Below are 23,002 nucleotides of genomic sequence, written 5' to 3' on the forward strand. Positions count from 1 at the left end.
CTGATTTTCCAAAAAAAGAGCGGCGGGCCTGGCCCGCCGCTTTTTTTCGCCCTGACGCGGCAGGACCGGCGGCCTCAGGCCGCTTTTGCTTCCGGTCTTTGCAGCGCGAAGGAATGTCCGTCTGCATCGAAGATATGCAGGTCTTCGGCATTGGCGCTCAGCCGCAATGTCGAACCGCGCTTGACCTCGACATTGCCCGGCAGTTTGGTCACCAGCGGCAGGTCGGCGCGGCCGATGTCGACATAGACCAGCTGAACCTCGCCGAGCTGCTCGATATAGTCGACCGCTCCCTCGAACAGATAGTCCGCGCCGCTGGCGATCATCAGATCTTCCGGCCGCACGCCGAAACTGACCGCCGCGCCCTTGGCCGAGGCGGGCGTCGTGATCGGCACCGTCGCCTTGCGGCCGCCGACATGGTTGACGACGGTCGGGTTGCCGGTCTTGTCGATGGTTGCCGGCAGGATGTTCATGGCCGGCGAGCCGATGAACTGGGCGACGAACAGATTGCCGGGCTTCTTGTAAAGGTCCATTGGCGTGCCGACCTGTTCGACATGGCCGTCCTTCAGCACCACGATGCGGTCGGCAAGCGTCATCGCCTCGACCTGGTCGTGGGTGACATAGATCATCGTCGTGTTGGGCATCGATTCCTTGAGCTTGGCGATCTCGATGCGGGTCGCGACACGCAGTGCGGCGTCAAGGTTCGACAGCGGCTCATCGAACAGGAACACTTTCGGATTGCGCACGATGGCGCGGCCGATGGCGACACGCTGGCGCTGGCCGCCCGACATCGCCTTGGGCAGCCGGTCGAGATATTTGGTCAATTGCAGGATTTCCGCCGCCTGGCGCACGCGGCGGTCGATCTCGGCCTTGTTTTCCTTGCCGATCTTCATCGAGAACGCCATGTTGTCGTAGACCGTCATATGCGGATAGAGCGCGTAGGACTGGAACACCATGGCGATGCCGCGCTTGGACGGCGGCACATCGTTGACCACTTCGCCATCGATCTTGAGTTCGCCCGACGTGATTTCCTCGAGCCCGGCGATCGAGCGCAGCAAGGTCGACTTGCCGCAGCCCGATGGACCAACGAAGACGATGAACTCGCCCGATTTGATATCGAGGTCGATGCCGTGGAGAATGTTGAGATTGCCGTAGGACTTCTTCACTTGCCTCAAATTGACATCGGCCATTGGTTTCCTCCCAGTGATTTCTCAAAAATTCAGTCGATGCGCCCGAACCAGGCGCCGTAACCGCCAAGCTCGATCGAACCGGGCCTCGCCTGCCCGGAAAACCCGTGTCCCGGCAAAGGTTGCAGGGATCGGCTGCCAAGGTCAACCTTGGCCGGCTTGGCGCCGAGGTTGAAGACGCAGACAACCTGCTCGTTGCCGGCGCGGCGCGTGAAGGCGACGGTGTCGCCCTCGCTTTCGATGAAGGTGATGTCGCCCTTGGCCAGCGCCGGATGGGCGCGGCGGAAGCTGAGGAAGCGCCGATAGTGCTCGAGCAGTGAAGCCTGGTCACCCTGCTGGACATTGACCGCTTGCGCCAGATGCTTGGCCGGCACCGGCAGCCAGGGCTTGGCCTGGGAGAAGCCGCCATTCTTGGCGTCGCCATCCCACACCATGGGCGTGCGGCAGCCGTCGCGGCCCTTGAATTCCGGCCAGAAGCGGATGCCATAGGGATCCTGCAGATCCTCGAAGCGCAATTCGGCCTCGCCCAGCCCGAGTTCCTCGCCCTGGTAGATGCAGACCGAGCCGCGCAGCGACATCAGCAAGGCCGAGATGACCTTGAGATAGGCGACAGGGTCGGCTTCGCCGGCGGCCCAGCGCGAGGCCGGACGCATCACGTCATGATTGGAAAACGCCCAGCACGACCAGCCGTCGCTGGCGACCTTGCCGAAGGCCTCCAGCACCGAACGCACCTTGGCGGCGCTGATCTTTTCCGGCGCCAGGAAGTCGAAGGAATAACACATATGCACGCGCTTGCCGCCGGCAGTGTAGGCTGCCACGACTTCCAGCCCACGCTGCGAATCGCCGACCTCGCCGACAGCGGCGGTTGCCGGATATTCGTCGAGCAAAGCGCGGAAGCGTTCGAGGAAGCCGAGGTTTTCCGGACGGCTCTTGTCGTAGAGATGGTCCTGGTAGTTGTAGGGATTGACCGCCGGCGCGGTCTGGTCGTTGCGTTCTTCCGGCGGCAGCGGCGGATTGTTTTCCAGGCCCTGGCTGTGAAAGTAGAAATTGATCGTGTCGAGGCGGAAGCCGTCGACGCCGCGTTCCAGCCAGAAGCGGGTGACGTCGAGCAGCGCGTCCTGGACTTCGCGGTTGTGGAAGTTGAGGTCGGGCTGCTCGGCCAGGAAATTGTGCAGGTAATATTGCTGGCGGCTGGTGTCCCACTGCCAGGCGGACCCGCCGAAGATCGACAGCCAGTTGTTGGGCGGGGTGCCGTCGGGCCGGGCGTCCGCCCAGACATACCAGTCGGCCTTGGGATTGCTGCGGCTCGACCGGCTTTCCTTGAACCAGGGATGGATGTCGGCCGTGTGCGACAGCACTTCGTCGATCATCACCTTGAGACCCAGCCGGTGCGCCTCCGCCGTCAGCGCGTCGAAATCGGCCAGCGTGCCGAACATCGGGTCGACGTCGCAATAGTCCGAGACGTCGTAGCCGAAATCCTTCATCGGCGATTTGAAGAAGGGCGAGATCCAGATGGCGTCCGCACCGAGCGCTGCGATGTAGGGCAGCCGTTCGATGATGCCCTTGAGGTCGCCGATGCCGTCGCCGTTCGAATCCTGGTAGCTGCGCGGGTAGATCTGGTAGATGACAGCACCTCGCCACCAGTCGCGATCGATGGCGAGGTCGGGGTTCGAACTGGCTTTCAAAGCGGATTGCATGGTCTCAGCCTCCTTTCACCGAACCGGCAAGCAGTCCGCGGACGAAATAGCGCTGCAGCGAGAAGAACACGATCAGCGGCACGATGATCGTCACGAAGGCCGATGTCGTCAGGATCTCCCAATCGCCGCCGCGTGAGCCAAGCAGCGCATTGAGCTTGGCCGTCAGCACGATCTGGTCTGCTTCCGTACCAAGGAAAACCATCGCCACCAGGAGATCGTTCCATACCCACAGGAATTGGAAGATGGCGAAGGAGGCCAGCACCGGGAAGGACAGCGGCAGCACGATCTTGACGAAGATCTCGAAATCGCTGGCGCCGTCGATGCGCGCCGATTCCATGATTTCGCGCGGCAGGCCGGCGATGTAACTGCGCAGAAGGTATATGGCAAAGGGCAGGCCGAAGCCGGTATGCGCCAGCCAGATACCGAGATAGGTTTTCGATGGTACGCCGAAGAACGTGCCGACGCCGTTGTAGAGCTTCAGCAACGGGATCAGCGACATCTGCAGCGGCACCACCAGGAGGCCGATGATGACTGCGATCAGGAGCGCGCGGCCGGGAAAACGCATCCAGGCCAGTGCGTAGGCGGCAAAGGCAGCGATCAGGATCGGGATGACGGTCGCCGGTATTGTCACCGTCAACGAATTCATGAAGGAGCGCCCGATGCCTTCGGAGAACAGCACGGTCTTGTAGTTTTCGGTGGTGAATTTCGGCGGCGCCGACGAGGCATAGTAGACGCGCTGGCCGCGATCGCCCTCGAACGCCTTGGGCGAGGCCATGACGAAACTGCCATCGGCATTGAGCAGCAAGGTCACGCCGTCCCCAAGATCGGCCGTCGTGCCGGCGGGATATTGCGTCGGCGCCGCCGACTTGACGCCGAAGGCGCTGATGTTGCGCTTGGCGCCGTCGCCAAAGATGTTGCCCTCAAGGACGAACTTGCCGTCCTTTTGAACTTGCGTCGAGGCGGCAGGCAAGCGGCCGGCTTCGGTCTGGGTGGAGCTGGAAAAGGAATTCCACCAGCCCGAGGCGATGATTTGGTCCTTGACGCGCAGCGAGGAGACGAGGATGCCGAGCGTCGGGATGGTCCAGATGGCAACGAAGACCAGCACCGCGATGTGGACGCCGAAGCGGCTGGCGAAGGAATTTCCGGTCGCTACGGCCATTTCAGTGCCCTCCCGTCTCTTTGTTGGCCTGGCGGATGTTCCAGACCATGATCGGAATGACCGCGATCATGATGATGATGGCGATTGTGGCGCCGCGGCCGAAATCGCCGCCGCCGCGGAACATCCAGTCGAACATCAGATTGGCCAGCACCTGGCTGTTCCACTGGCCGTTGGTCATGGTCAGCACGATGTCGAACACTTTCAGCACCAGGATGGTGATTGTGGTCCAGACCACGGCGATGGTGCCCCAGATCTGCGGCACCATGATCTTCCAGAAGATCTGGAACGAGTTGGCGCCGTCGATCACGGCGGCTTCCAGGGTCTCTTCCGGAATGCCGCGCAGCGCCGAGGACAGGATGACCATGGCAAAGCCGGTCTGGATCCAGATCAGGATGATCATCAGGAAGAAATTGTTCCAGAACGGCAGCGATATCCAGACCTGCGGCTGACCGCCGAAATGCTGGATGATGGCGTTGAGAATGCCGATCTGCGTCTGGCCGTCGCCGCGATACTCGTAGATGAATTTCCAGATCACGCTGGCGCCGACGAAGGAGATGGCCAGCGGCAGGAAGATCAGGCTTTTGGCGATCGTGCCCCACCAGATCTTGTCGGTGAGCACGGCGATGATCAGGCCAAGGAAGGTGCAGGCGGCGGGCACGACAGCCAGCCACAACACGTTGTTGAGGATCGAGTTGCGGAACTCACGGTCGCCGAAGGCCCATTGGTAGTTGGCCAGACCGACGAAGTTGACGCCGCCGCGATCGAGGAAGGACAGCCGCAGCGTCTCGACCACGGGGTAGATGAGATAGATGGTCAGGATGATCATCGCCGGTCCGACGAACAGCCAGGGCCGGACCAGGCCTTGCCGGCGAAGATTGTCGATGGCCGCGGCGCCGGCGACGCCGCGTGACGGGAATATCACGTCGACCAGTTTGTTGGCGCCCCAGAAATAGGCGACGCAGCCGCCGACGCCGATAATGATGACGAAAATGGCCGAGAAAATCTGAGACGCCATGCATTCCTCCCCTGCGCATGATCCGGCGAGGCTGACATGACCCCGGGACCAGGCGCCGATTCAGTTGTTTGGAGCGCAAATCGGCTGCGGAGAATGTCTCGCATGCGGATTGCGCTTCATGTCGATGCGCTCATGACGAAAGGCTGCGGCGCGGGCTGCTGTGGGATCCGGGCCGATAAGGCCCGGACCCCGTGCGAGGACTGTGCTCGTCCCCGGATTCGGCCACTGCCTACTTGATGGCGTCCCAGCTCTTCTGAATGTCGGTGGCAACATCCTGCGCGGACTTGCCGCCGACCAGGTCGATCATGCCGGTCCAGAACGCACCGGCACCGATCTTGCCCGGCATCAGGTCGGACCCGTCGAAGCGGAACGTCGAGGCATTAGCCAGGATTTCGCCCTGTTTGCGCAGCGCGTCGCTGGCATAGGCCTCCTTGTTCACCGACTTGAACGGCGTCACGAAACCGCCCTGGGCCATCCAGATTTCATGCGCCAGGGGCATCTTCAGGAATTCGATGAACGCGCGGGCCGCCTTCGAATCCTTGGTGATCATGGCCAGCGTTCCGGCGCCAAGCACGGGCGTGCCGAGTTCAGGCTTGGAGGCATAGGGCGGGAAATAGAAGAAGTCCGCGTCCTGGCCAACCTTGGTGCCTTGCGGGAAGAAGGTCGGGATGAACGACGCCTGCTTGTGCAGATAACATTTCGGCGGCACCGAGAAGAGACCCTTCGGGCTGTCGCGGAAATCGGTCGCCGCGACCGCCTTGGCGCCACCGTCGACCATCTTGTCGTCGGTCGCGATCTTGCCGAAGATGTCGATGGCGTTGACCACTGCCGGATCGTTGAACGGGATCTCGTTCTTCACCCACTTGTCGTACACTTCCGGAGGCTGGGTCCGCAGCATCAGGTCCTCGACCCAATCGGTCGCCGGCCAGCCGGTGGCACCGCCCGAGCCGAGCCCGATGCACCATGGCGTGCCGCCATCGGCGATGATCTTCTTTTCAAGATCGGCGAGTTCTTCCTGCGTTTTCGGAACAGTGTAGCCGGCTTCCTTGAAATTGTCCGGCGAGTACCAGACCAGCGATTTCACGTCGGCTTTGTAGGGGAAGGCGAAGAAACCCGGCTTGCCGTCCTTGTCCTTGAAAGTACCAAGGTCGACCCAGGACTGACCGGCGCCGTAATTGTCCTTGATCCATTTGGCGGTATCGTCGCCAAGCGGCGTCAAAAGCCCCTTCGACGCCAGGTCCTGGATCAGGCCGGGCTGCGGCAGAACGGCGATGTTGGGCGGACTGCCGGCCTGTGTGTCGATGACGATCTGCTGTTCGTAATTTTCCGACGAGGAGTATTTGATCTCGGCGCCGGTCGCTTCCTGGAAATATTCAAGAACCGTGCGGATCAGACCTTCGTCTTCGCCGCGCCACGGCCCGAAGATAGTCAGGGTCTCGCCCTTGAGATCGACTTTCTTGAGCTCTTCGTAATTTGCCCAGTTGAAGCGCTTGTCCTCGCCTGGCTTGAACTTCAGTTCGGCATGCGCCGGCGCGTTCAGGGCGAACGTGGCAAACGCAGCGCCCAGCAAAAGCATTTTATTCATCGATATTCCCTCCCGTTGGGTCACACACACCGGACGGAACCTCCATTCCGCCCGCCGACGCCGCAGGACTGTGACTCAGTCGCAAGGGAACCGCAACCTTTCGAAGAGTCTTCCAAAGCGCTTTGGCTTTTCCGATCACGCCATTGAATTGGTCGGAAGTCAAGAGGCTCGGTTAGCTAATCGATTTAGTTTTGCACATTTTGACATCGAAAAGTGCGCCGCAGCATGCTATTTTGGCAGTGCAACAGCAATTTTTGTTTCAAACTGGTCTCAACCCCGACTATGATCGTCTCGATACTGTCGCGCCCTTATGCGTTGGGTCGATTCAATTTAAAAGCGCTTTGAGGGAATGGAGACCATTGTGAACCTCAAGCAGCTCGCACAGATGCTGGCGCTTTCGCAGACCACGGTAAGCCGGGCATTGAACGGCTATCCAGAGGTCAACGAGGAAACGCGCAGGCGCGTCGTGGACGCTGCCAAGCGCCATGGCTATCGCCCCAATCCGAGCGCGCGGCGGCTGGCGACCGGCAAGTCCGGCATGATCGGCTATGTCCTGCCGACGGGCGCGGCCGTCGACATCGACCCGCATTTCGTCGAATTCCTCTCCGGCCTCGGCGATTATGCCCGCTCGCACGAGCTTGATCTCGTGCTGTCGCCGGCCGATGCCGACGACCAGGAGACGACCTATCGGCGCATCGTCGCCAACCGACAGGTCGATGCCGTCTATATCTCCTCGCCGCGGCCGCAGGACAGCCGGGTGGCGCAGGTCAGCACGCTCGGCATTCCCTTCCTCGTCCATGGCCGCAGCGAAGGCTTCGATTTCGACTATCCCTATCTCGACATCGACAATGAGGCAGCCTTCCACGAGGCGGCGCGGCTGCTGGTCCAGCTCGGCCACCGGCGGCTGGCACTGATCAATGGCGACGACCGCGAGACCTTCGCCATCCATCGCGAGCGCGGCGTGCGCCGGGCGCTCGCGGCAAGCGGACTGAGCCTGCGCGAACGCCATGTCTGCTCCGTGGTCATGACCGAAGAGAACGGCTATCGCGCCACCAGGCGCCTGCTCGAGGAGGGCGATGCGCCGACGGCGATCGCCTGCTCCAGCCTGATCATGGCGCTGGGCGTCGTGCGCGCGGTGCGCGACCTCGGCCTCACCATTCCCGGCGATGTCTCGCTGATCGCCCATGACGACGTCTTCCCCTGGTTGAAGCCGGAGAATTTTTCCGTGCCGCTGTCGACGACGCGATCATCCATCCGCCTTGCCGGCGCCCGCGTCGCCGAGCGGCTCGCGGCGCGGATTTCAGGGCTGGAAGAAGGCGCCCGCGGCGAAGTCTGGCCGGTCGATCTGGTGGTCCGGGGCTCGGTCGCCGGGGCGCCGGCCTAGGATCTGACCTCGATCAAGGGTCCGGTGCGCCCTGTTTGCGCCCTGCGTATCCCTTAGTCCGGACCGGGATCACCTCACATGGACCCTGTTAACGCCGCATTAGCCCGCCTACTCCAGCATGGGCGGCATTGATGCCATGGCTTGTTGTAATCGGGCTGGCGGTCGTTGGGCTTTGTCTGGCATCCGCGTTGCTTCTGCAGATCGGCCGAACCCGGCAGCTCCCGGCGGCATAGCCCCGAAGCTCAGGGAAAAACCTACTCTTTCGCTGCCTCGGCCGCCTTGATGTCCAGCAGCCCATAGCCGAAATCATTGTCGCGCCCCTTCGGGCCGAGATCCTTGGCGGTGGCAGCCAAGGCCTTCTCGATGTCGTCGGCGGTACGCCCGGGCGAAGCATGGAGGAGATTGGCGATGGCACCGCTGACGATCGCCGCGGCGAACGAGGTGCCGGTAACGACATCCGAGCCGGCGCCGCTTGGCGCCACCATCTCGACGCCGGGCGCGGAAATGAAGACATAGGCGCCGCGATTGGCCTGCGGCATCAGAGCGTCCTTGGCGTCGGTGGCGGTCACCGCGATGACGCCGTCGAAGGCCGCGGGGTAGCCATAGGGCGCCTTCGGCCCGTTGTTGCCGGCGGCGGCGACCAGTACCATGCCGAGCGCGCGGGCATTGCGGCAGGCGGCGCCGAGCAGGTCGTTCTTCGGCCCGACGAAGCTCATATTGATGATGCTGACATTCTGTTCCGCCGCCCAGTCGAGCGCCGACAGGATGACGTCCATGGTCGACTTGCCGCCCTCGAAGGCGCGGGCGTGGTAGATCCTGGCGCCCGGCGCCATGCCTTCCAGCGCGCCGACGCCGGCGATCAGCCCGTCGATCGACGTGCCATGGTCGCGCTTTTCGACAGGCACGCCGGGCATGGCGTCGAACTGCGCGGCGATGACGCCGGCCAATGCCGGATTGGTGTCGTCTATACCGGTATCGATGACGGCGACGCGGATGTTTTCGCCGCTCGCCTGTTTGGCATCGAGCGCGATGCGATCGAAAGCATAGTTGACGATGCCGGCGGCCTGCTGCAGCGAATAGATGTGGTTGGGCTCGCGCCGCTGCGTGCGGCCGTCGGCGGCAAGCTGCGCCAGCACGACGCCGACGGGGCGGCCGTCGGGAATGCCGAAGCGCACCAATGTCGTGCCGAGCAGGCGTGACTGGCGCTGCGAGCGCACTTCGAGGCCGAAGGAGGCGGCGATCTGCTGCACGGCGCCGGCATCGCCGTCGACCGTCACCAGCACCTCGTCGGGCACGAAGTCGCCGGCCACGGCGCGCGGCGGCTGAATGGCGATGAGATCGGTTGGCGAGATAATCGGCCCGCCGGCCGGCGGGCCGGCCTGGTTGTTGCCGGGCGGCGCGGCTGGTTCTGGTCGGGGCGTCGGCACCGGTGCCGGAGGCGCGACCGGATTGGGAAACAGGTCGACGATCAGGGCGGGAAGAAAGACGGCGCCTGCCTGGGCAGTCCCCGCATTGCCGGCATTGTCGCCGGCGGCGCTGCCGCCCTTGGCGCAGTCGGCGCCGGCAGCATTGGCGCCGTTTCGGCAGTCGATTTTCGTCTGGTCGCTCTTGGCGGTGTCGGTCTGTGCCGACGCAGGCACGGCGGCGATTGTCATCGCCGCCGCCAGGATTGCCGCAAATCGAAGGGCCGCCTCAGCCGCCATCAACCGGTTTCCTTCCCTCGATCACAGTGTCCGCGAACGGCTGGGCGGCAATAAGGCTGAGCTGCTTGGCATAGTCGGTCGCGTTGGCGGCGGGGATGCCGATCTGGAACACGCCGTCGGCGGTCGGTCCACCGATGACCTTCAAACCGTTGCTGCCGAGGAATGCCGAAATGTCGGACATCTTCGCATCCGGCTTGAACTTGACCAGGGCGAACGGCATTTTGGCCAAATCGTCTTGCGCGCCGGCAATTTCGAAATCCTTGCCCTTGCCGCCGGGCTGCACCAGGGACTGCACCGCGATCAGCGCCAGCAGGACCGCCGCCGCCGCCCAGGCGACGCCGACGGGCACCGCCATGAAGCGGCCCCAGGCCTGCGCCAGCCAGGACGAGCCGGCGGGCTTGCGTGCGGGTCCGGCCTCGGCGTCGAGCGCTTTGGCGAAGCGGCTGAGCGCATCGGCGGGCGGGCGGATGGCCTCATTGGCGGCCGATGTGCCGGAGAACTCGGCTTCAGCCTCGCCAAGGGCAGCCATCGCCGCCGGATCGGTCGCCAGCCATTCCTCGACGGCTTCGAGGTCGGAGCCTTCCAGCGAGCCGTTCAGGTAGAACGGCAGCAGCGTTTCCATTTCGTCGCGGCGCGACATTTTTTCAGCGGCGCTCATGGCCACCCCCTGTCGTAACCGGCGGCCTTGAGGGACTCGCCGAGTTTCTTGCGGGCGTAGAACATCCGGGTCTTGACCGTCGCGACCGGTATGGCGAGAACCTCGCCGATCTCGGTCACCGACTGTCCGTGATAGTAGGCAAGGTCGATCACCGTGCGGTGTTCTTCCGGCAAGGCGTCGATGAAGCGGCGCAAGGCGGCGGCCTTGTCCTCTTTCATGGTGACGACCTCCGGCGTATCGGCGCCGTCGGGCACCGCGGCGGCCGCCTCGTCGTCGATCCAGTCTTCCTTCTTCTTGCGCAGCAGCGACAGCGCCTTGAACCGGGCGATGCCGAGCAGCCATGTCGAGACTTCGGAGCGCCCCTCGAAGCCCGGCGCCTGGCGCCACAGTTCGAGGAACACTTCGTTCGCGATATCGTCAGCCATCATTTCCGATCCCGTCTGGCGCGCCACGAAGCGGTAGACCCGCGCGTGGTGACGCATGAACAGGAGCCGCACGGCGGCACGGTCGCCCTTCGCGACCCGGTCGACAAGCGCGCGATCTGTCTCCGTCGATGCCGTCATGGCCGGTCGAGCCGCCTGGCTCCTGTCTGCTCTGTCGCCGGTCGGTCCAAAAAGGTTCATCCTCCGCCAAGGAATTTGCGAGGCTAAACGAAGAGTGGGGCAGTTGCCAGTGTGGTCCTTTCCTTCCCCCACAAGGGGGGAAGGAAAGGGCTCTGCGGCTCGCTCAACTCAAGAACGGCTTCGCCTTCATCGTCGCCGGCACCGGCACGCCGAGCCGGCTCAGCACCGTCGGCGCCAGCTGCAGCTGGTCGAGCAGCGTATCGGTTTCAGGCCCTTGGCCTTGTCCGAAATAATACAGCGCGAAATCCTGCATCTCGTCATCATGGCCGCCATGGTGGCCGCGGTCGGTCTGGCCATGGTCGGCGGTGACCATCACCTCGTAGCCGGCTGCGATCCAGCCCGGCAGGAAGGCCGCCAGCATGCCGTCCATCGCATAGACCGCATGGTCCATCTCGTGGCAGTCATTGCCGAAGCGGTGGCCCATCGAGTCCAGTGTGCAGGTGTGCAGGATGCCGTAGTCGATGCCGTGGCGTTTGGTCAGCATGGTCAGCGTCGCGAACAAATCGACATCGCTCGGCGTCATCTGGTTGCGCGCGTTGTAGCCGGTCATGGTGTGGAAGCGGCCATGCGTGATCGGCCCGCCCGGCTCGTCATATTCCATGTCCTCGACCAGGTCGAACGGGTAGGAGCGGAAGAATTCCGACCAGTAGGAATGGGTGACCGCCCCGGTCTTGCCGCCGGCCTTGCTGACTTCGGAGAAGATATCGGGCTGCCCGACGCGAAAGCGGTTCTCGTTGGAAAGAATGCCATGCACCTGCGGCGACACGCCGGTGTGGATCGAGGCATAGCAGCAGGCCGATGTCGACGGCAGCACCGAGCGCATCTTCCAGACCCGCGCCTCGCCCGATTGCACCCAGCCTTCGAGATTGCCCATCAGCCGGCGCCAGTTGCGATAGGGAACGCCGTCGAGGATGATCAGCAGAAGCTTGGATTTGAGCGCCATGGCTGCTCCATCGGGTTTGACAGTTGAAACAGGAACGCCGTGTGCCGTTTCGGGCACACAGCGTTTTTACACGTGAATCAGACAGGCAGGATCCGGCTAAGCGTTGAGCCAGCACTCACCAAGCGCGTAGCCATCCATCATCTCGCCGATCGGGCTCTTGGCAAAGCCGCCGATCTTGTTGGTGGCGGCCGCGTCGATGAACTGGTTGAAGAACGGCACGATCAGGCCGCCCTCGTCGCGCATCAGCACCGCCATGTCGTGGTAGATCGCCTTGCGCTTGGCCTGGTCGAGCTCGCCGCGCGCCGCAAGCAGCATCTTGTCGAATTCCGGCCGCTTGAAGCGGGTGTCGTTCCAGTCGGCGGTCGAGACATAGCCGGTGGAATACATCTGGTCCTGCGTGGCGCGGCCGCCCCAGTAGGAGAGCGAGAAGGGCTGCTTGTTCCAGACTTCCGACCAGTAGCCGTCGCCAGGCTCGCGCTTGATCTCGATCTTGATGCCGGCCTTGGCGCAGGACTGCTGATAGAGTTGGGCGGCATCGACGGCGCCGGGGAAGGCGACGTCGGAAGTGCGCAGCAGGATCGGGCCGCTGTGGCCCGACTTCTTGTAGAGAGCGGCCGCCTTCTCCGGGTCGAACTTGCGTTGTTCGATGTCGGTCGAAAACAGCGGGTAGGCTTCGTTGATCGGGAAGTCGTTGCCGACCGAGCCATAGCCGCGCAGGATCTTCGTCAGCATCTCCTCGCGGTCCATGGCGAGTTTCAGCGCCATGCGCAGGTCGTTGTTGTCGAAGGGCGCGGTGTCGCAGAACATGTTGAACGGGTAGTAGCCCTTGCCCGACACGTTCTCGATGCTGACGCCGGGAATGCGCTTGACCAGGTCGACGACCTTGGGCTCGACGCGGTTGATCATGTGCACCTGGCCGCCCTGCAGCGCGGCAAGCCGCGCGGTGGCGTCATTGATGACGACGATCTCGATCTGGTCGGCGTGGCCTAGTCTGTCGCCTTGCCAGTAGTTGGCGAAGCGCTCGCCGCCATGGCGCACGCCGGGCTGGTTGACAGTGACCTTGTAGGGACCGGCGCTGATGCCGGCATTCGGGTTGTCCTTGCCACCATTAGGCTGGATGACGAGATGGTAGTCGGCCATCAGATAGGGGAAATCGGCGTCGGCATCGCCGAGCGTGACGACGACTTCCTTGCCGCTTGCCTTGACGCCCTTGATGTTCTTGAGGATGCCGAGCGCCCCGGATTTGGACTTCTCGTCGGCGTGGCGCTCGATGGTAGCGGCGATGTCTTCCGCTGTGACGGTCTTGCCATTGTGGAACTCGATGCCGTCGCGCACCTTGATCGTCCAGGTCTTGGCATCCTTTGATGCGCCGATCTCCTGCGCGATCATATTGGTCAGGCTGTTGTCGGGCATCAGCCGGACCAGATATTCGCCCCACTGCTTGCCGAAGCTGTAGGTGACCTGGCTGAGGTTCAGCGCGGGGTCGAGGCTGTTGGTCGACTCGCCGCCCTGCAGGCCGGCCTTGAGGATGCCGCCCTTGACCGGCGTCTGTGCGAAGGCTTTCCCGGCCAGTGTCGTTGCCAGCGCCGCGGACACACCCAATGCCGCCGTGCGGCCAAGGAAGTCGCGACGCGATATCCGGCCCTGGCCGGCGAGATCAGCGAGATGGTCGAGTTCCGTCTTCATGTCCTACCCCTTGTTGAAAACAACGTCACGGGCAGCGCCCGTCCGCAAGGACGTGTGGCGCTTTCGTGTTGCATCTGGATGACGAGACAGCTGCCCCCGACCAGCAGGTCGTTAGTTCCCCGCGCTGGCCATGCGCCGCCCCTTGATCGCCTTTTCCAGCCAGCCGATCTCCATCTCAGGGACCGACGACAGGAGAAGGTCGGTATAGGCGTCGAAGGGCGGCGTCAGCACCTTGCTCTTCGAGCCGTAGCGGACCACTTCGCCGCGATACATCACCGCGATCGAATCGGCGATCGACTTCACCGTCGCCAGATCGTGGGTGATGAAGAGATAGGCGACCTTCTCGTGCTGCTGCAGGTTGAGCAGCAGCTTGAGGATGCCATTGGCCACCAGCGGATCGAGCGCCGAGGTCACCTCGTCGCAGATGATCAGCTTGGGCTTGGCGGCGAGCGATCGGGCGATGCAGACACGCTGCTTCTGGCCGCCGGAAAGCTCGGCCGGATAGCGGTCGACAAAGCCCTTGCCCATCTCGATCTCGTCGAGCAGTTCGGCGACGCGCTTGTCGCGTTCCCTGCCGCGCATGCCGAAGTAGAATTCGAGCGGCCGGCCGATGATCGTGCCGACGGTCTGGCGCGGGTTCATCGCCACGTCGGCCATCTGGTAGATCATCTGCAGCTGGCGCAGATCTTCCTTCGGCCGGTCGGCAAGCCGGTTGGCGAGCGGGCGCCCGTCGAAGGTGACCGTGCCTTGCTCGGGCGGCAAAAGGCCGGTGATGGCGCGCGCCAGCGTCGACTTGCCGGAGCCGGATTCGCCGACCACGGCCAGCGTCTGGCCAGGGTAGATGTCGACCGAGACGTTCTTCAGCACCTTGACGTGGCCGCCGCCATAGGCGGCGGTGACGTTCTTCACCGACAGGAACGGCGTGGCGCCGGGGTTCTGCTCCTGGTGCTCGATCTCATGCACCGAGACAAGCGCGTTGGTGTATTCCTGGCGCGGCTCCTTGATGATCTGGCGGGTGCCGCCCCATTCGACCAGCCTGCCATGGCGCAGCACCATGATCTCGTCGGAGACCTGGGCGACGACGGCAAGGTCGTGGGTGATGTAGAGCGCCGCCACATGGGTGTCGCGGATGGCGTCCTTGATCGCCGCCAGCACGTCGATCTGCGTCGTCACGTCGAGCGCCGTCGTCGGCTCGTCGAAGACGATCAGGTCGGGTTCCGAGCACAGCGCCATCGCCGTCATCACGCGCTGCAACTGGCCGCCCGAGACCTGGTGCGGAAAGCGTTCGCCGATGGTTTCGGGGTTTGGCAGGCTGAGCTTCTTGAACAGCGCGACGGCGCGCTTTTCGGCTTCGGCGCGCGTCGCGGTGCCATGCAGCAGCGTGGCTTCCACCACCTGGTCCATCAGCCGGTGCGCCGGGTTGAAGGCAGCCGCCGCCGACTGCGCGACATAGCAGACCTCGCGGCCGCGCAGTTTGCGGAAACCTTCCTTGCCGCCCTTCAGGATGTCGCGGCCGTTGAGGATCACCTCGCCGCCGGTGATGCGCACCCCGCCGCGGCCATAGCCCATCGACGACAGGCCAATGGTCGACTTGCCGGCGCCGGATTCGCCGATCAGCCCGAGCACCTTGCCTTTTTCCAGCGTCAGCGAGACATCGTGCACCAGCACGATGTTCTTTGGCGCCTCGCCGGGCGGGTAGACCGTCGCCTCGATGCGCAGATTCCTGATATCGAGCAGCACGCCGGACTTCGCTTTGCTGTCGGCCATCACCCGCGTCCTCCCTTCAGGCTTGTCGTGCGGTTGAGGATCCAGTCGGCGACAAGATTGACCGAGATGGCGAGCGCGGCGATCGCGCCCGCCGGAATGAGTGCGGCGGCGATGCCGAAGACGATGCCGTCCTTGTTCTCCTTGACCATGCCGCCCCAGTCGGCGTCCGGCGGTTGCACGCCAAGGCCGAGAAAGGACAGCGTCGACAGGAAAAGCACCGCATAGATGAAGCGCAGGCCGAGTTCCGAAACCAGCGGCGACAGCGCATTGGGCAGGATCTCGCGGAAGATGATCCAGGCGCTGCCCTCGCCGCGCAGTTTTGCCGCCTCGACATAATCCATGACGTTGATGTCGACGGCGACGGCACGCGACAGGCGATAGACGCGGGTCGAGTCGAGAACGCCCATGACCAGGATCAGCGTCACCAGGTTTGTCGGCAGCACGGAGAGCACGACCAAGGCCATGATCAGGGTCGGGATCGACATTAGCAGGTCGACGAGGCGCGACAGGATCGTGTCGAACCAGCCGCCGAACACCGCCGCCGAGAAACCGAGTATGGCGCCGAGCGAGAAGGACAGCGCGGTGGCCAGCACGGCGATGAACAAGGTGATGCGGGCGCCGTAGATCATGCGCGACAAGAGATCGCGGCCGAGATTGTCGGTGCCCAGCCAATGCGCGGCCGACATTGGTTCCCAGACGTCGCCGACGATCTCGGCATTGTCGTGCGGTGAAATCCATGGTGCGAAGATCGCCGCCAACACGAACAGGGCGGTCAGCACCAGGCCGATCAGGGCCGGGATCGGGATGCGTCTTATATCGAGCATGCCCGCCCCCTCACTTTGGGTGTCTGAGACGCGGATTGGCGACGATCGCCGCAATGTCCGCGATGATGTTGAGGCTGATATAGACGGCGGCGAAGATCAGGCCGACCGCCTGCACCACGGGCACGTCGCGCTTGGTGACGTGGTCGACGAGATACTGTCCCATCCCGGGATACACGAAGATCACCTCGACCACGACGACGCCGACGATGAGATAGGCGAGGTTGAGCATGACGACGTTGATGATCGGCGCGATGGCGTTCGGGAAGGCATGCTTGCGGATGACGGCGAAGGCCGAGAGCCCCTTGAGCTCCGCCGTCTCGACATAGGCCGACTGCATGACGTTGAGGATCGCCGCACGGGTCATGCGCATCATGTGGGCCAGCACCACCAGCGTCAGTGCCGTCGCCGGCAGCGCGATGGCCTGCATCCGCTCGCCGAAAGGCATACCGTCATAGACGGTCGAGATGGCGGGGAAGATCTGCCATTTCACCGCGAAGAAATAGACCAGGAGATAGCCGATGAAGAATTCCGGAAAGGAGGTCGAGGCGAGCGCCAGCCCGGAGATCAGCTTGTCGACCCAGCCATTGCGGTAGCGCACGGCGATCAGGCCGAGGATGATCGCCAGCGGTACGGCCACGACCGCCGCCCAGAATGCGAGGAACAGCGTGTTCCACAGCCGGCCCTTGATCGATGTCGCGATATCCTGGCCGCTCGACATAGCGGTGCCGAGGTCGCCGGTCAGCACGCCGCCGAGCCAGTGGAAATACCTGATATAGGCCGGATCGTTCAGCCCGAGCTGCTCGCGCAAATTGGCGAGCGACTCCGGCGTCGCCGATTGTCCGAGGATGGCTTGTGCGACATCGCCGGGCAGGATTTGCGTGCCGGCGAAGATCAGGACCGAAATGGCCAGCAAAAGGAGGATGCCCAGCGCGATGCGCTGGGCAATTAGCTTCAGGATGGGTGAGGACATCTCCGCAAAGCCGGACTCAGGCCTGCAGCCAGCACTTTGCCAGGGCGTAGCCGTTCATCAGTTCCTGGTGCGGATCGTCCACCCAGCCATCGACCTTGGCGCCGGTGGCGTCGATGAACTGGTTGAACATCGGCAGGATCAGGCCGCCTTCGTCGCGCACCATGACGGCCATGTCGTGGTACATCTGCTTGCGCTTGGCCTCGTCGAGTTCGGCGCGCGCCGCCAGCACCATCTTGTCGAAGTCCGGCCGCTTGAAACGCGTGTCGTTCCAGTCGGCGGTCGACAGATAGGCGGTCGAGTACATCTGGTCCTGCGTCGAACGTCCGCCCCAATAGGAAGCGCAGAAGGGCTGCTTGTTCCAGACCTCGTTCCAGTAGCCGTCGCCGGGCTCGCGCTTGAGCTCGATCTTGATGCCGGCCTTGGCCGCGCTCTGCTGGAAGAGCTGCGAAGCATCCACCGCGCCCGGGAAGGCGACGTCGGAGGTCCTGAGCAGCACGGTGCCGTCATGGCCTGATTTCTTGTAGTGGAACTTGGCCTTGTCGGGATCGTATTTGCGCTGCTCGATCTCGGTGAAGAGCGGATAGGACGAGTTGATCGGGAAGTCGTTGCCTAGCGAGCCGTAGCCGCGCAGCACCTTGTTCAGCATTTCCTCGCGGTCGATGGCGAGCTTCAGCGCCATCCTGAGGTCGTTGTTGTCGAACGGCGCCGTGTTGCAATGCATGATGAAGACATAGTGGCCCGGACCCGCATGGTTGCGGATGGTCACGCCCGGCACGCGCTTGATCAGGTCGACGATCTTCGGCTCGACGCGGTTGATCATGTTGACCTGGCCGCCCTGCAGGGCCGCCGTGCGCGCCGTCGCGTCATTGATGACGATGACTTCGATCTGGTCGGCATGGCCCATCTTGTCGCCCTGCCAGTAATTGGCGAAGCGCTCCCCGCCATGGCGCACGCCGGGCTCGTTGGTCTTGACCACATACGGACCGGCCGAAATGCCGGCATCGGGCTTGTCCTTGCCGCCATTCGGCTGGACGATCAGGTGGTAGTCGCTGAGCAGATAGGGAAGGTCGGCATTGGCCTCCTTCAGCGTCAGCACCACTTCCTTGCCGCTGGCCTTGATGGTGGCGATGCCCTTCATGTAGCCGAGCGCGCCGGATTTCGACTTCTCGTCCGAGTGGCGCTCCAGCGTGGCGGCCACGTCCTCGGCGGTCACGGTCTTGCCGTTGTGGAATTCCACCCCGTCGCGGATCTTCAGGGTCCAGGTCTTCGCGTCGTCGGACGAGCCGATCTCTTCGGCGATGCGGTTCTCGAGCTTGCCGTCCGGCGACAGCTCGACGATCATTTCGCCCCAGCACTTGCCGAAGGCGAACGGCACCTGCGTCATCATCAGCGCCGGATCGAGGCTGTTGGTGGATTCACCCCCGACCAGGCCGGCCTTCAGCGTGCCGCCCTTGACCGGGCCGGCCGCGCGCGCAGCACTTGAAAGCAGCGAGTTGGCGAAGGGCGCGGCGATGCCGAGCGCTGCCGCCCGGCCGAGAAAATCACGACGGCTCAGCTTGCCCGCAGCAACGCGTCGGCTAAGGAATTCCAGTTCGTTCGACATTTTAAGTTCCTCACTCTGTTGGTTCGACTCTGCGGTCGACTTTCTTGCTTCTTGTGAGGGCAATAATGACCGTAAGGGAAACCGGTAAGCAAGACCGAATGCGACATCATGTGGCGTAAATCGTACGTCGCATTTGGACCAACGGTGTCAGCGCTCAAACAAGCGCGCGTGGAATCTTTTCCTCGAAATTGCGCTCGAAGACGATTTTTTCGCCCTCATAGGCTTCGATTCTGGCGCTGACGATGAAGTTTTGTGCGTCCGATCGCATCTCGGCCCATGTCTCGGTTCGCACCGACCATCCATTTCGCGACAGTGTCTGCGTCCAGTGTGTTTTCCCGGAGGCTGACAATGGATTGTCAGGATGGATCGTCCATGTTTCGCGGGCGATGCTGCCATTGACCAGGCCGTGGTCGAGATCGCGCACCGCGCCGAAATCATCCGCTATGGAAAGCGTGACGATTCCGGTCTTTTCATCGCGATCGACATGGCGCTCGGAATTGGCTGCACGGACCGTCTCGGTCGCCCAAGGCGCAGCACCTTCTGGCTCGGCGAACGTCGCTTCGTCGCCTGTTGCCGGCGGCCGCAGCGGCAAGGCAAGTGTCGCCGCCGACAAGGTCAGCTGCACCGGCTCCGGCGACGGCCAGATCATGGGCCAATAGGCGTTCGACACGGCGATGCGCAGGCTGTGGCCGGCCGGCACGCGGTAGGCGCATTGATCGAGCACGACGCGCGCAGAGACGGTCTCGCCCGGCACCAGGGCCTGCGGGAATTCGTGCGAGTCGCGATGCGTCAAATTGAGCACGCCATAGGAGATCAGTTCCGAAGCGCCGTCGGGATGCACGTCGCAGAGCCGGATCGCGATGTTGGCCTGCGGGCGATCGGAAGAAAGCCTGACCTCCACTTCCGGCGCCCCGACAATGTCGATGGCCTCGGTGAGCTCCGGCTGGTCGAAACAGACAGACAAGGCATCGTCGGGACGCTGGTCGCCCGGCAGTTCCGGGCCGAAGGTGAACGGAAAATACTCGCCGCCGGCGAGCCCGCAGGTCTGCGGCGAGGCGACGATGGCAGGTCTGCCCCCCTTGGGCAGCAGTTCGATGGTCCGGGTCTTGATCGCGGGTGACGGCCATTGTTGTTCCGCCACCCAGCGGCCGGGCCGCTCTGGATGCCAGCGTGCCGGGCGTACGCTGTCCATCACGTAGGCGCGGTAGGCGGGATCGTCCTCGACGCCGGTCTCGGTGCCCTTCAGCCAGCGGTCCCACCAGCGCAGCGCTTCCTGCAGGAAGCCGATGGCCGGCTGGGGGCCGGCATAGTGCGGGTATTTGTGGATCCAGGGGCCGACAATGCCCTTGACCGGTGCCTCAATGTTGCTGACGAGGTTCGAGATCGTGTTGCGGTAGCCGTCATGCCAGCCGCCGATCGACAGAACGGCGGCCTTGACGGCCGAAAAATCCTCGCAGATCGAGCCGCGCTTCCAATAGGCGTCACGGTGCTGGTGGCTGAGCCACAGCGGCAAAAGGAAGGGCTGGTTTTCCAGGCGGGTCAGCCACAGATCGCGCCATCTGTTGTCGCCGGCGATCAGCGGGTCCGGCGGCCGCGACGAGTAGGACAGCATGGTGGAGGCCCAGCCGAAATTCTCGATCAGCAGACAGCCGCCCTTGTAGTGGATGTCGTCGGCGTAGCGGTCGACGGTCGAGCACAGGCTGATCACCGCCTTCAGCGCCGGCGGCTGCTTGGCCGCAACCTGCAGGCAGTTGAAGCCGCCCCAGGAAATGCCCATCATGCCGACATTGCCGTTACACCAGGGTTGAGCCACCGCCCAGGCGATGACGTCGCAGGCGTCCTGCAATTCCTGCTCGGAATATTCGTCGTCCATCAGCCCTTCGGAATCGCCATTGCCGCGCATGTCGACGCGGATCGAGGCGTAGCCGTGGCCGGCAAAATAGGGATGTGTCAGTTGATCGCGAAAAATGGTGCCATCGCGCTTGCGGTAAGGCAGATGCTCAAGGATGACAGGCACCGGATCGTTGCCGGCATCCTCCGGCATCCAAACCCGCGCCGACAGCCGGCAGCCATCCGGCATGACGATGCCCATATCAGGGAATTCGACGACCTTGCGGGGAAATTCTGTGACGGTTTTCATGGGTGCGCATAACGCCCCGCGGCGCGGCAAGTTTCAATCGCCATTCGCGACTGGAGCAGCGAATTATGCGACCTGTACTGCTAGCTGCGGCACACCCTCAGTTGAGCGGAATGTCGTTTTCGGCCTTGCACGCCTGGTAGGCGCCGGACAACTCATCGTAGCGTGCCGAGATCTTGCCTATGCGTGTCTCTAGCCGCAGGCGTTCCGCCTCGGGCAGCGCCCGCACCATCCTGCGGATCGAAAAACTCTTCCAATAGGCATTTTCGGCATTGTAGCCGCCGGGGTCGAGGGTGAAGACCTCTTTCAGGATTTTCAGGTCGTGTGGGATGGCAAAACTGTCGCGCGAATCCTCGTGGCTGAACAGGTAGTAGAAATTGTCGAAGCCGGTCCAGGTGATCGCCGACAGGCAGAGTGAGCAGGGCTCATGCGTGGCGATGAACAGCGCGTCCTTGGTGTCGACGCGCTCGGCCCTCGGCATTTCGTAGAACCGTTTCAGGCAATGCACCTCGCCATGCCAGAGCGGGTTTTCGATCTCGTTGTTGGTCTCGGCCAGCACCAGCGAGCGGTCGTCCTTGCCTAGGATCGCCGCGCCGAACAGCTTGTTGCCGTGAGCAACGCCTTCGGCGGTCTTCGGCACGATGTCGTGCTCGATGACGTCGAGCAGGCGGTCGATCAGGGAAACGTCGGTCATGGGGATCAAAGCTTTCAGGGGAGATGGATCTCGTAGGCGTGCGAGAAATGGAATTCTTCGAGGTTGGAGCCGTCGCCGCCGCGGTCGACAATTAGGAAATCCTGGGGCTCGCCGAGCGGCGTCAGCACACCGTGCCAGAGATTGCGCGAATAGTTGATGCCTTGTCCGGGCGCGGTGATGAAGGCGTACGGCTCGCCAGGCCCTTCCTTGCCGTCATGGCAGACGACGACCAGGAACGGACGCGGCGACAGCGGAATGAAGGCCTGGCTTCCGAACGGATGCCGTTCGACCATGGTCAGTTTCAGCGGCAGTTCGTAGGGCGTGCCGCGCACCATGGAGATCAGCACGCGAGCGTTCGGTCCGGTGGCCTCGGCGGTCGCCAGATCATGGTAGCGCTCGGCCTTGCCGCCATTGATCGGGTAGTGGTTGTCGCCACCCATGTCGATGACATCGCCGAAGGGGGCAAAGGCCTCCCGGGTCAACGGCCGTGCTGTGATGCGGGTCACCGCGCGCGACCGCCAATACCGACCCCGCCAAGCTTGGCATGCCGGTTGACGTCTTTGTAGAGCAGATAGCGGAATTTGCCGGGGCCGCCGGCATAGCAGGCCTGCGGGCAGAAGGCGCGCAGCCACATATAGTCGCCGGCCTCGACCTCGACCCAGTCCTGGTTGAGGCGATAGACCGCCTTGCCTTCCAGCACATAGAGCCCGTGTTCCATGACATGCGTCTCGGCGAAGGGAATGACCGCGCCCGGCTCGAGCGTGACGATGGTCATGTGCATGTCGTGGCGCAAATCGGCCGGATCGACGAAGCGTGTCGTCGCCCAGCGGCCCTCGGTGCCCGGCATCGGCGACGGCGCTATATCCTGCTCGTTGGTGAAAAAGGCTTCCGGCACGTCGAGACCGTCGACCACGTCGTAGGCCTTGCGAATCCAGTGGAAACGAACAGCAGCCTTGGCCCCATTGCGAACGGTCCAGCCGCTCGCCGGCGGCAGGAAGGCAAAGCCGCCGGGCCGCAACACATGCTTCTTGCCGGAAAGCAGAACGGTCAGTTCGCCCTCGACCACGAACAGGGCGCCTTCCGCGCCGGCATCGGGCTCCGGCCGGTCGCTGCCGCCGCCGGGCTCGACCTCGACAATGTATTGCGAGAATGTCTCGGCAAAACCGGACAGCGGCCGCGATAGGATCCAGACGCGGGTCTTGTCCCAGAACGGCAAAGCGCTGGTGACGATGTCGCGCATCACGCCTTTGGGGATGACGGCATAGGCCTCGGTGAAGACGGCGCGGCCCGTCAGCAATTCAGATTGGCCGGGATGGCCGCCATGCGGTGCGTAGTAGGTGCGCTCTGGCATCCTGATCGTATCCATGGTT

Annotated in this window: 19 protein-coding genes; 1 reads left to right on the forward strand and 18 read right to left on the reverse strand. The window is 63.4% G+C overall.

Annotated features, from left to right (window positions below; genetic code table 11):
* Positions 1-74: 74 nt before the first annotated feature.
* The 5 genes from MAFF_RS20925 to MAFF_RS20945 form a co-directional block, all read right to left on the reverse strand.
* On the reverse strand, positions 75-1,187 hold the full coding sequence (locus MAFF_RS20925; protein ID WP_010912953.1) for an ABC transporter ATP-binding protein: 1,113 nt from the start codon (positions 1,185-1,187) through the stop codon (positions 75-77).
* Positions 1,188-1,216: 29 nt separating this feature from the next.
* Positions 1,217-2,881, reverse strand: a complete 1,665-nt coding sequence (locus MAFF_RS20930) for an alpha-glucosidase family protein (RefSeq protein WP_010912954.1) — start codon at positions 2,879-2,881, stop codon at positions 1,217-1,219.
* Between the two features lie 4 nt (positions 2,882-2,885).
* Positions 2,886-4,040, reverse strand: a complete 1,155-nt coding sequence (locus tag MAFF_RS20935; RefSeq protein WP_010912955.1) for a carbohydrate ABC transporter permease — start codon at positions 4,038-4,040, stop codon at positions 2,886-2,888.
* Between the two features lies 1 nt (position 4,041).
* Complete coding sequence (locus MAFF_RS20940; RefSeq protein WP_010912956.1) at positions 4,042-5,055, reverse strand: carbohydrate ABC transporter permease; 1,014 nt, start codon at positions 5,053-5,055, stop codon at positions 4,042-4,044.
* Between the two features lie 229 nt (positions 5,056-5,284).
* Positions 5,285-6,640 carry an ABC transporter substrate-binding protein gene (locus MAFF_RS20945; protein WP_032932654.1) on the reverse strand — a complete coding sequence of 452 codons (1,356 nt, stop codon included), beginning with the start codon at positions 6,638-6,640 and terminating at the stop codon, positions 5,285-5,287.
* A 361-nt stretch (positions 6,641-7,001) separates the two neighbouring features.
* Here MAFF_RS20945 and MAFF_RS20950 point away from each other — a divergent pair, with 361 nt between their 5' ends.
* Positions 7,002-8,024, forward strand: coding sequence for a substrate-binding domain-containing protein (locus MAFF_RS20950; protein WP_044551107.1), 1,023 nt, complete (start codon positions 7,002-7,004; stop codon positions 8,022-8,024).
* Between the two features lie 254 nt (positions 8,025-8,278).
* On the opposite strand, the gene MAFF_RS20955 is transcribed toward MAFF_RS20950, so the two are convergent.
* From MAFF_RS20955 to MAFF_RS21015, 13 genes are all read right to left on the reverse strand, one after another.
* On the reverse strand, positions 8,279-9,727 hold the full coding sequence (locus MAFF_RS20955) for a S8 family serine peptidase (protein ID WP_044548750.1): 1,449 nt from the start codon (positions 9,725-9,727) through the stop codon (positions 8,279-8,281).
* Complete coding sequence (locus tag MAFF_RS20960; protein ID WP_080511905.1) at positions 9,717-10,385, reverse strand: anti-sigma factor; 669 nt, start codon at positions 10,383-10,385, stop codon at positions 9,717-9,719. Before MAFF_RS20960 ends, MAFF_RS20955 begins: the two co-directional genes overlap by 11 nt.
* Entirely contained in the window at positions 10,382-10,948 is a 567-nt protein-coding gene (locus MAFF_RS20965) for a sigma-70 family RNA polymerase sigma factor (protein ID WP_010912961.1), read from the reverse strand. The genes MAFF_RS20960 and MAFF_RS20965 overlap by 4 nt, the downstream gene beginning before the upstream one ends.
* 163 nt (positions 10,949-11,111) lie before the next feature.
* Positions 11,112-11,951 (reverse strand): alkaline phosphatase family protein, encoded by an 840-nt coding sequence (locus tag MAFF_RS20970; RefSeq protein WP_044548751.1) that lies wholly within the window; start codon positions 11,949-11,951, stop codon positions 11,112-11,114.
* A 96-nt stretch (positions 11,952-12,047) separates the two neighbouring features.
* Positions 12,048-13,637: an ABC transporter substrate-binding protein gene (locus MAFF_RS20975; RefSeq protein ID WP_010912963.1), complete on the reverse strand. Its 1,590-nt coding sequence runs from the start codon at positions 13,635-13,637 to the stop codon at positions 12,048-12,050.
* 111 nt (positions 13,638-13,748) lie between these two features.
* Positions 13,749-15,404 carry an ABC transporter ATP-binding protein gene (locus MAFF_RS20980; RefSeq protein WP_010912964.1) on the reverse strand — a complete coding sequence of 552 codons (1,656 nt, stop codon included), beginning with the start codon at positions 15,402-15,404 and terminating at the stop codon, positions 13,749-13,751.
* A complete protein-coding gene (locus MAFF_RS20985; protein WP_010912965.1) occupies positions 15,404-16,228 on the reverse strand; it encodes an ABC transporter permease in 825 nt (274 codons plus the stop codon). The genes MAFF_RS20980 and MAFF_RS20985 overlap by 1 nt, the downstream gene beginning before the upstream one ends.
* A 10-nt stretch (positions 16,229-16,238) precedes the next feature.
* Complete coding sequence (locus MAFF_RS20990) at positions 16,239-17,198, reverse strand: ABC transporter permease (protein WP_010912966.1); 960 nt, start codon at positions 17,196-17,198, stop codon at positions 16,239-16,241.
* Positions 17,199-17,214: 16 nt separating this feature from the next.
* Complete coding sequence (locus MAFF_RS20995) at positions 17,215-18,801, reverse strand: ABC transporter substrate-binding protein (RefSeq protein ID WP_010912967.1); 1,587 nt, start codon at positions 18,799-18,801, stop codon at positions 17,215-17,217.
* 154 nt (positions 18,802-18,955) lie between these two features.
* Positions 18,956-20,941, reverse strand: coding sequence for a CocE/NonD family hydrolase (locus MAFF_RS21000; RefSeq protein ID WP_010912968.1), 1,986 nt, complete (start codon positions 20,939-20,941; stop codon positions 18,956-18,958).
* Between the two features lie 97 nt (positions 20,942-21,038).
* Entirely contained in the window at positions 21,039-21,632 is a 594-nt protein-coding gene (locus tag MAFF_RS21005; RefSeq protein ID WP_010912969.1) for a nucleoside deaminase, read from the reverse strand.
* A 14-nt stretch (positions 21,633-21,646) separates the two neighbouring features.
* Positions 21,647-22,138 (reverse strand): ureidoglycolate lyase, encoded by a 492-nt coding sequence (locus MAFF_RS21010; RefSeq protein WP_010912970.1) that lies wholly within the window; start codon positions 22,136-22,138, stop codon positions 21,647-21,649.
* Positions 22,135-22,998: a bifunctional allantoicase/(S)-ureidoglycine aminohydrolase gene (locus MAFF_RS21015; protein ID WP_044548755.1), complete on the reverse strand. Its 864-nt coding sequence runs from the start codon at positions 22,996-22,998 to the stop codon at positions 22,135-22,137. The genes MAFF_RS21010 and MAFF_RS21015 overlap by 4 nt, the downstream gene beginning before the upstream one ends.
* Between the last annotated feature and the right edge of the window lie 4 nt (positions 22,999-23,002).

It is taken from the genome of Mesorhizobium japonicum MAFF 303099, assembly GCF_000009625.1.
In the GTDB taxonomy this organism is placed as follows: domain Bacteria; phylum Pseudomonadota; class Alphaproteobacteria; order Rhizobiales; family Rhizobiaceae; genus Mesorhizobium; species Mesorhizobium japonicum.

Bases quoted from the DNA above. Each gene is read 5' to 3' on its own strand.
- MAFF_RS20945 (WP_032932654.1), bottom strand. From the start codon at position 6,640: ATGAATAAAATGCTTTTGCTGGGCGCTGCGTTTGCCACGTTCGCCCTG.
- MAFF_RS20980 (WP_010912964.1), bottom strand. From the start codon at position 15,404: ATGGCCGACAGCAAAGCGAAGTCCGGCGTGCTGCTCGATATCAGGAAT.
- MAFF_RS20960 (WP_080511905.1), bottom strand. From the start codon at position 10,385: ATGAGCGCCGCTGAAAAAATGTCGCGCCGCGACGAAATGGAAACGCTG.
- MAFF_RS20930 (WP_010912954.1), bottom strand. From the start codon at position 2,881: ATGCAATCCGCTTTGAAAGCCAGTTCGAACCCCGACCTCGCCATCGAT.
- MAFF_RS20955 (WP_044548750.1), bottom strand. From the start codon at position 9,727: ATGGCGGCTGAGGCGGCCCTTCGATTTGCGGCAATCCTGGCGGCGGCG.
- MAFF_RS20975 (WP_010912963.1), bottom strand. From the start codon at position 13,637: ATGAAGACGGAACTCGACCATCTCGCTGATCTCGCCGGCCAGGGCCGG.
- MAFF_RS20995 (WP_010912967.1), bottom strand. From the start codon at position 18,801: ATGTCGAACGAACTGGAATTCCTTAGCCGACGCGTTGCTGCGGGCAAG.
- MAFF_RS21000 (WP_010912968.1), bottom strand. From the start codon at position 20,941: ATGAAAACCGTCACAGAATTTCCCCGCAAGGTCGTCGAATTCCCTGAT.
- MAFF_RS21015 (WP_044548755.1), bottom strand. From the start codon at position 22,998: ATGGATACGATCAGGATGCCAGAGCGCACCTACTACGCACCGCATGGC.
- MAFF_RS20990 (WP_010912966.1), bottom strand. From the start codon at position 17,198: ATGTCCTCACCCATCCTGAAGCTAATTGCCCAGCGCATCGCGCTGGGC.
- MAFF_RS20925 (WP_010912953.1), bottom strand. From the start codon at position 1,187: ATGGCCGATGTCAATTTGAGGCAAGTGAAGAAGTCCTACGGCAATCTC.
- MAFF_RS20935 (WP_010912955.1), bottom strand. From the start codon at position 4,040: ATGGCCGTAGCGACCGGAAATTCCTTCGCCAGCCGCTTCGGCGTCCAC.
- MAFF_RS20985 (WP_010912965.1), bottom strand. From the start codon at position 16,228: ATGCTCGATATAAGACGCATCCCGATCCCGGCCCTGATCGGCCTGGTG.
- MAFF_RS20965 (WP_010912961.1), bottom strand. From the start codon at position 10,948: ATGACGGCATCGACGGAGACAGATCGCGCGCTTGTCGACCGGGTCGCG.
- MAFF_RS21005 (WP_010912969.1), bottom strand. From the start codon at position 21,632: ATGACCGACGTTTCCCTGATCGACCGCCTGCTCGACGTCATCGAGCAC.
- MAFF_RS20940 (WP_010912956.1), bottom strand. From the start codon at position 5,055: ATGGCGTCTCAGATTTTCTCGGCCATTTTCGTCATCATTATCGGCGTC.
- MAFF_RS20970 (WP_044548751.1), bottom strand. From the start codon at position 11,951: ATGGCGCTCAAATCCAAGCTTCTGCTGATCATCCTCGACGGCGTTCCC.